Below are 12,787 nucleotides of genomic sequence, written 5' to 3'. Positions count from 1 at the left end.
AGATAAAAGAGTATTTTAGGAGAAAGTGTATGAGTGCAAAGTATAAACAAATTGCAGATGTGTTAGAGCAAAACATTCGAGATGGGCTTTTTAATGAAACGAAAAAATTACCTACAGAAGAAGCGTTGATGAATCGATTTGAAGTAAGCCGTAATACGATACGTAAAGTAATTAGTCAACTTGTGAATAGAGGTTATATTTTTCAAGTGCAAGGTAGTGGTATGTTTTTACGTGAAACTTCTGTAACAGATTACATTAATTTAGGAAGTTTACGTGGATTAACGAAAAATCTCGTTTCACAAAATATTGAAACGAAAGTGCTAGAGATTGAAGTAATAGAGGCAAATGAAGAGATAGTAGAACGGATGCAATGTGAGATTGGAACTAGGCTATATTTTTTGAAGCGCTTAAGAATTGTAGATGGTAAACCATTCTCTATTGAAGTAAGTTATTTCAAAAAAGATATCATCCCATATTTGAATGAAGAAATAGCATTAAGTTCTGTATACAGTTATTTCATTGAGGATTTACGATTAAATATTGGCTTTGCCGATAAAGTTATTAGTTGTGAAAAAATAAATAAAGAAAATGCAAAGCTTTTAGAACTAAATGAAGGTGATCCAGCGCTTCTTATTGAAAATACAGTTTATCTTGTAAATGGAACAATTTTCGAGCTATCTCAATCAATGTTTCATTATGAAAAGACTAAACTTTTAAATCGGATTAATTTTAATTGAAAATGAATATAAGTAGCCTTGTAAAAAAGCAACTGGTCCTAAGTGAGCAGTTGCTTTTTATTTTTAAAGTGGATGAGCAAAAAAACACAAAAGTGGTTGGTCCGTTTTTTATAAACTTCTATTATGATAAGAGAAGAAAGGTAGTATTTTATTCATGCTTTAAAATAGACTGGCCTTAGAGAGGTGGAAGACAATGAGTTTTGCGATTTCACTAGTTGTTATTATTGTAGTTGTATCACTGTTTGGGACCGTACTAGTCGCACGAAATGTAGAGGAGAATTACGGTAAGTCTACAAAGAGGAATGTGAAAAACTTATCCGCTATCTATATCATTCTTCTTTTAGTGCTTCTTGTAGGAGTTACTTGGTATGCGGTCGTTATTTTATAAAGTTTGTATATGATGAAGGAGTTAATATATTGATGAAAAATGAGCGCCACGTTTTAGTTGTTTTCCCGCATCCGGATGATGAGTCGTATTGCGTGGCTGGAACAATTTTGGCTTATACTGAGCAGAAAGTCCCTCTTACTTATGTTTGCCTAACGTTAGGTGAAATGGGGAGAGCGATGGGAAATCCTCCTTTTGCAACACGTGAATCCTTATATGCTATAAGAGAGAAAGAACTAAAGAGCGCTACTAATATTTTAGGGATTAAAGATTTACGTATGATGGGATATCGTGATAAAACGCTTGAATTTGAAACTCCTGGAGAATTAAGAAGTGTAATACAAAAATATGTGGAAGAATTGAATCCTTCGTTAGTCATTTCTTTTTATCCGGGATATGCAGTGCATCCAGATCATGATGCAACAGGAGAAGCGGTAGCCAGGGCGTTAGCTAATATTCCGGAAAATAAAAGGCCAACATTTTATGCTGTAGCTTTTTCAAATAATCATGAAGCAGAAATAGGACCTCCAAGTTTTAAAAATGAAGTAAAAGAATATGTTCCAAAAAAGCTCGAGGCATTGCAAGCACATGCATCACAATTTGCGACTAAGGTAACGGAACTGAAAAGAGAGTATGAAGATGGTGTTCCAGAAACAGTTGAGTGGTTAGAAAGAGAACCGTTTTGGATATATTCATTCAAAGATAAAAATATGTGATGCTACATCTGAAGGTGATGAATATGTATTTTGAATATAAGAATCGAAAGGTTTTTTACAATATAGAAGGATCGGGGCCTGTCATATTGTTTTTACACGGTCTTGGAGGAAATTCGAATAATTGGTTATATCAAAGAAAATACTTCAAGAAGACATGGACCGTAATCTCACTCGATTTACCTGGGCATGGGAAATCCGAAGGGATGGAAATTAGTTTTAAAGAATATTCAAATGTTTTATATGAGTTATGTAATCATTTAAAGCTAAAATCAGTAACAATTTGTGGTCTTTCAAAAGGAGCTAGAGTGGGTATCGATTTTGCTATTCAATATCCACGTTTTGTTTCTAGCTTAATTGTTGTAAATGCATTTCCCTATTTAGAACAGGCAGATCGTAAAGAACGACTTGAAGTATATGATTTACTTAGCTTACAGGATAAAGGGAAAACTTGGGCGGATACGTTATTGAGAGCAATGGGAGTAGAAGATAATGATGCAATTGTCCGAGGATTTCATCAATCCCTACAAACGATTCATCCGATTCATATTCAAAGGTTATTTGCTGAATTAGTTGATTACGATCAAAGACCATACCTGTCTAACATTGCATGTCCTGCATTAATAATACGAGGAGAGAATGATTATTTTGTTCCGGAAAAGTATGTGAGAGAATTTGAAAAACACCTGAGAAACGTGACTTTCGTTGAGTTGAAAAATAGTGGGCACTTACCTTATTTAGAACAGCCTACTAGCTTTAATGTGACGGTAGAGGCATTTTTAAATCATGCGCTTGATTAATACCATTTTTACAGTGAATACTGTTATTAATGAGTTCAGGACACCAGCTTGGAGAGGAGGGAACTAAATGGAATGGCAACCGAATCGTGAAGATAAGATACCAGTTTATAAACAAATTGCTGATTACATTGAAAGAGGCATTTCTACCGGTGAATTCCCTTCTGATAGAAAATTACCTTCCGAGCGTATGTTAGCACAGAATTTACAAGTGAACCGGAGTACGGTCGTAGCTGCTTATGAAGAATTGAAATCACTTGGGGTAGTAGAACGGAAAAAAGGAAGCGGCACCCGGGTGAATACAGATATATGGGGTGTGTCACATAAACGAATACCGAACTGGGGTAGGTACGTTGAGGATGGATCATTCTTACCTAATGTACCACTTGTTCAGCAAATTCGAACGGAAACACAAAAAGATGATTTAATCAATTTAGCGAGTGGTGAATTGTCATCAGATTTAATTCCGAGTGATAGATTTCGAACAATTTTGTCGGAGAAAACATTTATGGGAAATCTCGGTTATGACCATCCGCTTGGAAATGAAATGTTGCGAAAAACCATTGCGGCACATGTCGAGCAATATAAACAAATAGAAGCAGATTCAAGCTCTATTCTTATTACATCTGGAGCTCAGCAAGCACTTAATCTTATCGTTCAATGTTTGTTAAAGCCTGGAGATGCGATTGCAATTGAGGATCCCTCCTATTGTTATTCACTTCCGATGTTTAAATCAGCAGGTTTAAAAATATTCCGTTTACCAGTTGATCAGCATGGTATGAATCCAGATGACTTAATCGATTTGCACAAAAAGCATCGCATTCGTATGGTGTTTTTAAATCCGGATTATCAAAATCCAACTGGAACGGTACTTTCATTGGCAAGACGTAAAAAGGTTTTAGAACTATCTTCTGAATTTGGTATACCGATTGTAGAAGATGATCCGTATAGTTTGACTTCTTTTAATGGAGAAGTGAATCCAACATTGAAATCGATGGATCAAAATGGGAATGTTCTTTATGTGAGCTCATTATCAAAAATTGTTGCATCAGGATTACGTATTGGTTGGGTAATTGGCCCCACGCGCGTAATTGAGAGATTGGCAGATGCGAAGCAGCAAGTTGATTTCGGTCATAGTGTATTTACACAGTGGGTAGCGAACCAATTTTTAGAATCTGAGGATTTTCATACGCATATTACGATGCTTCGTGGACAACTGAAACAAAGAAGAGATGAGTTAATTAGAAAGCTTGAAGAAATATTAGGGGACCAGATTGAATTTTTTGTTCCTGAGGGCGGAATACATTTATGGTGCAAAGTGCAAGGAACGTTTGATGAATATCATTTACTAGGTGAATCTATACAAAATGGTGTAGCATTTGTCCCAGGAAGCGTCCTAGGTTCGAAAAGTGAATATATCCGATTTACTTTTGGCAGAGCGAATGTAGAACAAATTCAGCTTGGAGTTACAAGGTTTGCGGAAACATTAAATGAGATTTCATAATAGTGAAGCGTAATATGGAAATGAGGGAAAGAAATGAAGTACGTGACGCTTTTACTTCAAGTAGGCGTGCTATATGTGTTTAGCTTAGCTGGTACGTGGATTCAAGGAGTATTCCATCTATCTATGCCAGGAAGTTTAATAGGGATGTTAATATTGTTCCTACTCCTTTCTACTCGTATTTTGCCATTAAAGTGGTTTGAGGTAGGTGCAGAAAAGTTAATAGTATTTTTACCCTTATTTCTAATTCCTTCGACAACAGGATTAATGGAATATGGATCTTTTCTTTTAAGTAAGGGGAGTATTATATTCCTTTTAGTAGTTGCAAGTACGGTAGTAACATTGATTGTTTCAGGGTATGTAAGTCAATTATTAGTAACATCAAAAAAATAAAATCGACAAGGTGCGCTATTCAAATGGTCTTAATTTTTATTACTGTAGTAATTTATTTATTGGCGACAAAGCTATATAAAAAATTTGCGTTTCCATTTACGTTACCGGTATTAACAGTTACAGCAATTATGATTTGTTTATTTTTGATATTTGGTATTTCTCATCATGAGTATAAGGAAAATGGGGGAGACATTCTTTCAGGCTTTTTGAGTCCTGCAATTGTAGCGTTAGCCATACCTCTATTTAAAGAGCGAAAGATACTTATGAAAAACTTTTTAGCGATACTAATCGGCGTAGTGATAGGTATAGTGGCTTTAACGAGTATGAATGTAGTGATTGGTGGAATTTTAAATATAGATAAGGAACTTATATTAACAACTTTACCACAATTAGCGACAATGCCCATTGCCATTTCAGTAGCGGATCAAATTGGTGGCATTCCATCTATGACCTCTAGTTTTGTAGTTGTTGCAGGAATAACAGGTGCTATTATCGGACCGACAGTACTTAAGTTTTTCCGTATAACAAGTACGATTGGAAAAGGAGTGGGGATGGGCTGCGCATCACATATTATTGGTGTGAGCCGTCTAGTGAAAGAAGGAGAGAAAGAGGCAACTATCGGTTCGGTAACGATGATTGTAACAGGGATACTTATTAGTATATTAGTACCTTATGGAGTGAAATTTTTGTTTTGAAAATTAATGAATCGTAATAAGGAGTATAACACTACTCATTTTAGAGCGTAATGGAGATGATGAAAATGACAACATGGTTTATAGTTACATTATGTATTTTTGGTGCTCTTAAAGTACTAGTTTCTAGTATGCCAACTTCTGTTGTAGAATCAATTATTAGTAGATTTGAGTTACACCAAAAACTTGATGAGGAAAATACTACTGTAACGGTAGATGGGGAAAGTATAGAAGGAGAAATGAAACTTCAAGTTATTCATGAATTTAACGAGGCTTTATTTTTAGATAAACATTATTTTCCGCCGCAAGGGAATGGTACACCGATAGTCATTGAGACGAAGAAAGGAAAAAGAGAGATTAGATTTTCTATATATAGCTACGAGGAACACGTTGATGTAGTAAAGCAATATAAGAAGAAAGTAGTTGCATATCGTTTGCGATCAAAAAGCCTTCAAAGTCGTTCAGTAGCAGTAACTGAAGATTATGCTTAAGGAGAGACCGTTATTATAACGGTCTCTTTATTATAGGTAGGGTCTATATAATTATTAAACTTTTATTCATATCGTAGTCCATTTGAAAGTTCTTCAATAGCTTTCCAATCATCAACAATAATTTGCTTATTATTTTTATGAATTATATTGTTAGTTATTAGTTTTTCAATGACTCGATTAAGATGACGGGTAGTTGTCCCGACTAATGAGGCAATTTCATGATGATCTTTAGTATGAATTTCTCGCCCAAATAAATTAGAAGGATTTCGGGCTGTACATAAATAACTAGCAAAGCGTGTCTCCACAGAAGCCAGTAAATTGATACGTGAAGCTGTTGTGCAAGTTTGAAGCTTATAAGTGACATGATGAATTAGCTCTTGAAGAAAGACTACATCGTGTAATAAGTAACTTGTTACATAATTTTTATCGATAAAAAGAAAATCAGACTGTTGTTCGGAAGTTACATGAGATTGTATGTCTACGGATTGAATTAATTCAATATCCCCCATGATAGAAACTGCAGAACAAAATCGTAGTAATAATGCTTTACCTGTAATTACACTTGAAGTTATTTTTGTACGTCCTGACATTTGAATATAAAGGCCGTCGATAGCTGCACCTTCTTGTAATATAGTTTCTTTTGCTGCGTATCTGCGAATCTCAAATGGATGATTGAATTGTTGGAATAGCTTCTTTATGTACTCATTATTTAAGTAGCTTAATAATAAGGTATTATCTGCAATCTTTTGCATAATGTTTCTCCTTTTGGGACATCTGTCCTGTTTATTATAAAATAATTCATATACATTAAAAAGAAAGGAGTGATGTATATGAAATTTATTTTTGATATTGATGGTACTATTTGTTTTAAAGGAAACGCAGTAACGAAAGAGATTATTCAAGCGCTAGACGTTTGTCATAGTATAGGGCATGAGATTATATTTGCATCTGCTAGACCAATTAGAGATTTATTACCTGTTCTACCAACTCATATGCATCATTATTCAATGATTGGTGGAAATGGTGCTTTTATCGCAAAGGATAGAGAAATTGTTGAAGTTATACGTTTTGACATTGAAACAGTAAGTGCTATGCGTTCAATCATAGAAAAGTATAGTCTTTCATATTTGGTAGATAGTCAATGGAATTATGCTTATACAGGAAGTGAGAGTCACCCTATCTACAAAAACATAGACCCTAATCAGTTGGCTATTAATATGAATATTGATGAAATTGGTGAAGTAGTAAAAGTGGTTTTATTTCCTGATAATATAAAAAAAGAATTAATCATAAATGCGTTGGAAGAACTTCCTATAAGAATATATGAGCACGATAAAGAGGGGGTTATTGATATAAGTCCGCCACATATTGATAAATGGGAAGGTTTAAAACGATTAGGTATAAAAGAGGGAGAATTCGTAGTGTTTGGTAATGATTCGAACGACTTATCAATGTTTATACATGCTAAGGAAAGTATTTGTGTTGGGAGTCATGAAGTATTAATAAAACATGCGTCTATATGTTTAAAGATTGACGAGCAAAGTATTGTTGATAAAATTATTGAGTTAGCAGAGTCATATGCATAAAAATGTGTATGTGAAACATAATAAAAGCGGGTACTAAAAAGATTGTTAGCCTTTTAGTACCCGCTTTTATTAATAATTGACTGATAGACTTTCCATATGAAAAATAAAAATAACATATATCCAAACAAAGAATAACTATGCTGCCAATCCGTACTATGTACAAATAAGCCTAGCCTCTCAGCAACTTGTTCAAAAATACTAGCACAAAGCCCTATTAAAATAATAAATAGAGTTCTAGAAACTGCAGATAATGTTTTTGAAATTTGTATGAAAATGATTGTTAAAATTGGTAGCACAAACAACGTAAAGCCTATGTTAACTGAAAATATAGATGAGAAAGGTCTAACTGGAAAGGAATATATTTGTGTATGCACAAAGAAAGCATCTAAGCAAGTTCCAATAATAGAAGAAAGTAAGACTGTAACTAATAATGCTAAAAAATCATTCTTCTTCTCGAAGGAGGACATTTTTCTTTGCGAGAATTGCGAGTTCAATTTTTTCGAGTGTTTTGCAGTAGTCTTCTGTAATTTGTCCATTTATATTTTCCTCCTTATCAACTAAATAATTTACAACTTGCCAATCGTTAAACCAATCTTCATTTTCAACTTCTTCATGTTTCATATCCCGCCATGCATAGATGAGTGCAGGGCTGTATATACGATACGCGTCACTACGTAACTGGCATTTCTTTATCCGGCGTTTATAAAACTCACGCGAAAAAGATTCATTTACACTAGAAAATAAATGAGGCCAGTAATCTTTTCTTGAGCCTGTATGTGGATGGTGATCGACCCAGTTTATTATTTGAGATAAAATATGTGTATCCCGAAATAACAATGAATACAACCGTTTTCCAAGTGAAATTCGTTCATGCAAAGAGGTGAAATGTTTCATTGTATCACCAAATAGTAATACTTTTTGCTTTTTATCATTTTCGTAAAATGGGAAAAGGATATGATTAAACTGAAAAAAATCAAAGAGTTTAAATCCAATACTATTTAATACAGTCTTTTTAAAGTGTACATTTTGAATAACTCTTTTTTCTAAGTAGCTTTGTTCATTAATAATAGTTGCAATTGCTAACGTTTTTTTGTTACCTGTTTTCCAAAAATCGTTCCACATCGTTTCCATAAATGTAGAAACATTTAGGTGAGGGAGGAGGTGAAATAGCCTTTGCGATCTTTTTACACTTTGTTCATATAGCAAAAATTGAGGATATATATCTTGGAAAATAAGCCAATTTCCCCTTTCTAAAAAAGAAAAAAATGTAATTTGATCTTTCTCTGATAAAATTCTCGTATATAAATCTCCCTTTAAATCGGTCATATTCCAGCCACCGTTACGTGATACGATATGCCCAAGTAGTGCCCAATGTATTTCTGGATATTGAATGTAAAATTGGTAGTATGCACGTGTTCTTGTGACGTTATTTTTATTTAGTTCTTTTGTCTGAGCTTTAATTTTATCGATGATAAGTTGCTCTTCTTTCGTTAATTTACACATTGTATCAGAATGGATGAGGTTGCTTTTTTGTATTAACTCATTTTTCACGTCGAATAGGGAGAGAGGGAGTACTTTGGAAGGTTCGTTATTTGTGTTGCTTGAATTGCTTCGGTACATTCCATTACCTCCCTTTGCCATGAGTTTAAATGTGGTATTGGTTATGGATCATTCCATTTATCCCGCTATTAACGAGCAGTAAGACTCCCATCTCAAAAGTCGGCTAAAGCAAAGAAGTTAGGTGAGGGTGGGGCTGCTCGTAAAAGCCCGATTGATTCAACTAATAATCAGTGGGGGATGGACAAAATCCTCACTAATTAAAGTTTCACTTTATTTTATTACGAGTATAAGAAATAAATGAGCGGTGTTTTTTAAACCAGTAATATAGTTATCATTCAAACAGTATAAAGAAAATCTAATTGCTAAGAAGTGAAATGAAAAACAGAAACTATTAAAAAATAGTTTCTGTTTTTTTATTTTGTCAATTAAATGTAACAAACGACGATTATGATTTGAATCAATTGAAAATAATTCAATAACCTTAATAAATACAATTTGAATTGAAATGTATGGTAGGAGGAAAAGGAATGCGTAATAAAATAATTTTAATTACTGGTGGTACAGGTTCGTGGGGACATGAACTTATAAAACAACTATTAGAAAAATCACCGAAAGAAATTAGAGTTTTTTCAAGGAATGAAACGGTTCAGTTTGAAATGCAGCAACAGTTTATAAATGAAGAGAGATTAAAATTTATTATTGGAGATATTCGTGATAAAGAGCAACTAGTATATGCTTGCCAAGGTGTACATTATGTATTTCATCTTGCAGCTTTAAAGCATGTTCCAGTATGTGAATATTATCCTTATGAAGCTATAAAAACAAATATACATGGTACGCAAAATGTAATTGAAGCATCTATCCAGAATCAAGTTGAGAAAGTTATATATGTTTCAACTGATAAAGCGGCCGATCCATCAAATACGTATGGAATGACAAAAGCAATTGGTGAAAAATTAATGGTTCATGCGAATGTGCAAACGAAGAAAACAAAATTCATTTGTGTTCGTGGCGGAAATGTTTTAGGAACGAGTGGAAGTGTGGTACCGCTTTTTAAAAAGCAAATTAAGCAATCTTCAAAAGTAGGGATTACCGATGCAAATATGACTAGATTTTTCTTAACCATTGAAGATGCTGTTGGATTGTTATTTAAAGCAGCATCTGAAGGAAGAGGAGGAGAAATCTTTGTTATGAAAATGCCAGCATGTAAAATAACGGATTTAGCGAAAGTATTGATTGAAGATTCGAAAAAAGAAAACGTGAAGATAAAAGAGGTAGGAATAAGACCTGGTGAAAAATTAAGTGAAATGCTTTTATCTGAGGTAGAGAGTAAAACAAGTATTAGTTTTGATCAAAATTATTTTGTGGTACTACCGACTATTCCTATAGAAGGACTTCAAGAATATTATGCTAGTTATCCGCTTGTGGATGTGAATAGTTTTAGTTCTCAACAAGACTTACTTACAAAATATGAGGTGAAACAAATGCTAGAAAAAGGAGGGTTTTTACGATGAAAAAAAATGCGAGCCTTTTAATAACTGGTGCAAATGGCTTCACAGGACGTCATGCTTACCAATATTTTTTAGAGCAGGGCTTTCATGTAATTCCTATGTTTCAAAATCGTTCACATAGAGAAAAAATCGAAAATGGTATTACTTGTGATTTAACAAATAAGAGTGAAGTAATGAAGGTAATTAAACAAATAAAACCAGACTATGTATTGCATTTAGCAGGAAGAAACTCAGTTAATGAGTCTTGGACAGCTTCTCTGGAATATATAGAGATTAACGTAATAGGGACTTTATATTTATTAGAAGCCATTAAGCAGGAAGCCTCGCATTGTAAAACATTAGTTATAGGATCTGCATTGCAAGCAGATAGTATGAAAAACATAAAAGTTTCAAATCCATATAGTTTAAGTAAAACTATGCAAGTCATTATTGCAGAGGCTTGGGGCGGATTAATGGATTCAAATATTATCATTGCAAAGCCTTCAAATTTAATTGGTCCAGGAGTATCGAATGGTGTTTGTTCAATTCTCGCAAAAAAAATGATAGATATAGAATCGGGTAGAAGTAAAGCGATTATTGAAGTAAACAGTTTGAAAGATAGTAGGGACTTTCTAGATGTACGTGATGCAATTAAAGCGTATCATGTGTTATTACGTGATGGTATAAATGGAAAACAATATAATATTGGATCAGGAGTAAAACGCTCTTTATTAGATGTATTGGAGCAATTTAAAGGATTAACACAGCTGAATTTTACTATAAAAGAAAAAGAGAATAGTGGGAGCAGCTCAAATGAAAATTTATTATTAGAGGATATAAAAAAATTAGGATGGATCCCAGAAATTCAATTTCAGCAATCATTAAAAGATGTACTTGAATATGCGAAGTGTAGTGAAATCTGCATTCAATAAAAATATAAAAGGATATAACAAATATATGAATTGTTATGAAGCGATAGATAATCAAAGTACGCTATTTCTTTCGATTGTTGATACGTTGGATTGGAAAGATGAAGAAGCGCATGTGTTGCACCTCTATGAGGCAATAAATCAATATCGAGCGTATGTGGAAGAAAAAAAGGTTGATCGAATAAAGCCAGCACTAGAGACTAGAACTAGGCATGTGATTCAAGTTTTTGCTCAGTATGAGTGTAGTGAGTATGGAAATGATTTTTATGAACTCATCAAAGATCTCTTACAAGATATAGGACTTGAGTTAAAGATTAATATAAAGCTAGATTTTTAATGATAAAGGTGGATATAAGTTATGAATAAAAAGATTCTCTTTACTGGGGGCGGTACAGCCGGACACGTAATGATTAATATGGTATTGATTCCTAAATTTATAGAAAAAGGATGGGGAGTTGAGTATATTGGATCTCAAAATGGAATTGAAAAATTATTAGTCCAAAATGTTAAGTATAATAGTATTTCAACCGGGAAGCTTAGGAGATATTGGGATTGGGAGAACTTTAAAGATCCTTTTAAAATTATAAACGGTTGTTTACAAAGTTATAAATTAATTAAGAAAATGAAGCCTGACGTTATCTTTTCGGCAGGAGGATTTGTTTCAGTTCCTGTAGTTATAGGGGCATGGTTAAATCGTATACCTATAATAATACGTGAACCAGATAGTACGTTAGGGTTGGCAAATAAAATAGCATTACCTTTTTCTAAAAAACTATGCACAACATTTCCTCAAACAGGGGGTAATGTAAGTACTGAGAAGAAGGTTTATGTAGGGCCAATTGTAAGGGAAGAAATTGAGAGAGGTAACGTATTACGAGGAAGAAGCTATTGTAAATTTCAGCAAGATAAACCGGTATTGTTAATAATGGGTGGGAGTCAAGGTGCTAAGTGGATAAATGATATGGTAAGGAAAAGTTTAGATACATTATTATTAAATTTTAATATTGTTCATATGTGTGGTAAAGGGAAGGTGGATCCTTCTATCGGAATGGAAGGTTATATGCAATTTGAATATATAGGGGAAGAGTTGCCACATATACTGAATATGGCAAGTGTTGTAGTTTCCAGGGCTGGTTCTACTGCTATTTCTGAATTGTTATTTTTGAAGAAACCGATGTTGCTTATTCCGTTAACTAATGGTTCCAGTAGAGGGGATCAAGTTTTAAATGCTGACCATTTTGCACGACAAGGATATGCGGAAGTTTTACTTCAAGATAGAGTAAACAGTAGTACATTTACACATGCAGTAAATAAGTTGTATACAAATAAGGAGAGATATATTCAAAACATGAATGGATATAAGAAAACAAATGATGAGGGGATTCATCAATTAATAGATATAATAAATGAAGTGGTGAAGTAATAGAAATTTAAATAGAAATACAAAAGGAAAGAAGGTATCTTCTTTCCTTTTTACTATAGTTGCTCAAATTCATTATTACTTATACCGATT

At 33.6% G+C, this 12,787-nt stretch carries 16 protein-coding genes; 13 read left to right on the top strand and 3 right to left on the bottom strand.

Features of this window, described 5'->3' with window-relative positions; translation table 11 throughout:
* Window positions 1-29: 29 nt before the first annotated feature.
* From ABH955_RS24855 to ABH955_RS24820, 8 genes are all read left to right on the top strand, one after another.
* Window positions 30-737 carry a GntR family transcriptional regulator gene (locus ABH955_RS24855; RefSeq protein ID WP_002033710.1) on the top strand — a complete coding sequence of 236 codons (708 nt, stop codon included), beginning with the start codon at window positions 30-32 and terminating at the stop codon, window positions 735-737.
* 193 nt (window positions 738-930) lie between these two features.
* Window positions 931-1,125 carry a hypothetical protein gene (locus ABH955_RS24850; protein WP_002066705.1) on the top strand — a complete coding sequence of 65 codons (195 nt, stop codon included), beginning with the start codon at window positions 931-933 and terminating at the stop codon, window positions 1,123-1,125.
* Window positions 1,126-1,157: 32 nt separating this feature from the next.
* Entirely contained in the window at window positions 1,158-1,838 is a 681-nt protein-coding gene (bshB2, locus tag ABH955_RS24845) for a bacillithiol biosynthesis deacetylase BshB2 (RefSeq protein WP_404491799.1), read from the top strand.
* Complete coding sequence (locus ABH955_RS24840) at window positions 1,838-2,635, top strand: alpha/beta fold hydrolase (RefSeq protein ID WP_404491798.1); 798 nt, start codon at window positions 1,838-1,840, stop codon at window positions 2,633-2,635. The genes bshB2 and ABH955_RS24840 overlap by 1 nt, the downstream gene beginning before the upstream one ends.
* 67 nt (window positions 2,636-2,702) lie before the next feature.
* A complete protein-coding gene (gene pdxR, locus ABH955_RS24835) occupies window positions 2,703-4,136 on the top strand; it encodes a MocR-like pyridoxine biosynthesis transcription factor PdxR (RefSeq protein ID WP_002088019.1) in 1,434 nt (477 codons plus the stop codon).
* Between the two features lie 33 nt (window positions 4,137-4,169).
* Window positions 4,170-4,526 (top strand): CidA/LrgA family holin-like protein, encoded by a 357-nt coding sequence (locus ABH955_RS24830; protein WP_002088017.1) that lies wholly within the window; start codon window positions 4,170-4,172, stop codon window positions 4,524-4,526.
* A 23-nt stretch (window positions 4,527-4,549) separates the two neighbouring features.
* Window positions 4,550-5,221, top strand: a complete 672-nt coding sequence (locus ABH955_RS24825) for an LrgB family protein (protein WP_404491778.1) — start codon at window positions 4,550-4,552, stop codon at window positions 5,219-5,221.
* A gap of 65 nt (window positions 5,222-5,286) precedes the next feature.
* The gene (locus ABH955_RS24820; RefSeq protein WP_404457384.1) at window positions 5,287-5,709 is read left to right on the top strand and encodes a YfmQ family protein; all 423 of its coding nucleotides are present in this window, start codon (window positions 5,287-5,289) and stop codon (window positions 5,707-5,709) included.
* Between the two features lie 62 nt (window positions 5,710-5,771).
* Here the strand turns inward: ABH955_RS24820 and ABH955_RS24815 are convergent, their stop codons facing one another.
* Window positions 5,772-6,461, bottom strand: coding sequence for a Crp/Fnr family transcriptional regulator (locus tag ABH955_RS24815; RefSeq protein ID WP_098168943.1), 690 nt, complete (start codon window positions 6,459-6,461; stop codon window positions 5,772-5,774).
* A gap of 78 nt (window positions 6,462-6,539) precedes the next feature.
* On the opposite strand from ABH955_RS24815, the gene ABH955_RS24810 reads away from it, so the two are divergent.
* A complete protein-coding gene (locus tag ABH955_RS24810; protein ID WP_404457382.1) occupies window positions 6,540-7,295 on the top strand; it encodes an HAD-IIB family hydrolase in 756 nt (251 codons plus the stop codon).
* Between the two features lie 53 nt (window positions 7,296-7,348).
* Here ABH955_RS24810 and ABH955_RS24805 read toward each other — a convergent pair whose 3' ends face one another.
* Entirely contained in the window at window positions 7,349-7,762 is a 414-nt protein-coding gene (locus tag ABH955_RS24805; protein WP_404457454.1) for a CBO0543 family protein, read from the bottom strand.
* Window positions 7,737-8,915 carry a DUF2515 domain-containing protein gene (locus tag ABH955_RS24800; RefSeq protein ID WP_404457380.1) on the bottom strand — a complete coding sequence of 393 codons (1,179 nt, stop codon included), beginning with the start codon at window positions 8,913-8,915 and terminating at the stop codon, window positions 7,737-7,739. The genes ABH955_RS24805 and ABH955_RS24800 overlap by 26 nt, the downstream gene beginning before the upstream one ends.
* Window positions 8,916-9,382: 467 nt before the next feature.
* Here ABH955_RS24800 and ABH955_RS24795 point away from each other — a divergent pair, with 467 nt between their 5' ends.
* The 4 genes from ABH955_RS24795 to ABH955_RS24780 are packed head-to-tail and all read left to right on the top strand — an operon-like array spanning window position 9,383 to window position 12,697.
* Window positions 9,383-10,369, top strand: a complete 987-nt coding sequence (locus ABH955_RS24795) for a UDP-N-acetylglucosamine 4,6-dehydratase family protein (RefSeq protein ID WP_404491776.1) — start codon at window positions 9,383-9,385, stop codon at window positions 10,367-10,369.
* Window positions 10,366-11,277 carry an SDR family oxidoreductase gene (locus ABH955_RS24790; RefSeq protein ID WP_404457376.1) on the top strand — a complete coding sequence of 304 codons (912 nt, stop codon included), beginning with the start codon at window positions 10,366-10,368 and terminating at the stop codon, window positions 11,275-11,277. Before ABH955_RS24795 ends, ABH955_RS24790 begins: the two co-directional genes overlap by 4 nt.
* A 25-nt stretch (window positions 11,278-11,302) precedes the next feature.
* The gene (locus ABH955_RS24785; RefSeq protein WP_060752180.1) at window positions 11,303-11,611 is read left to right on the top strand and encodes a DUF6572 domain-containing protein; all 309 of its coding nucleotides are present in this window, start codon (window positions 11,303-11,305) and stop codon (window positions 11,609-11,611) included.
* A 21-nt stretch (window positions 11,612-11,632) separates the two neighbouring features.
* Window positions 11,633-12,697, top strand: coding sequence for an undecaprenyldiphospho-muramoylpentapeptide beta-N-acetylglucosaminyltransferase (locus ABH955_RS24780; RefSeq protein ID WP_404457374.1), 1,065 nt, complete (start codon window positions 11,633-11,635; stop codon window positions 12,695-12,697).
* Window positions 12,698-12,787 lie beyond the last annotated feature (90 nt).

This window comes from Bacillus sp. RC240, assembly GCF_044907945.1.
Lineage (GTDB): Bacteria > Bacillota > Bacilli > Bacillales > Bacillaceae_G > Bacillus_A > Bacillus_A mycoides.
The sequence above is the reverse complement of the archived record's forward strand: the minus strand, read 5'-3'. Positions and strand labels throughout refer to the sequence as shown.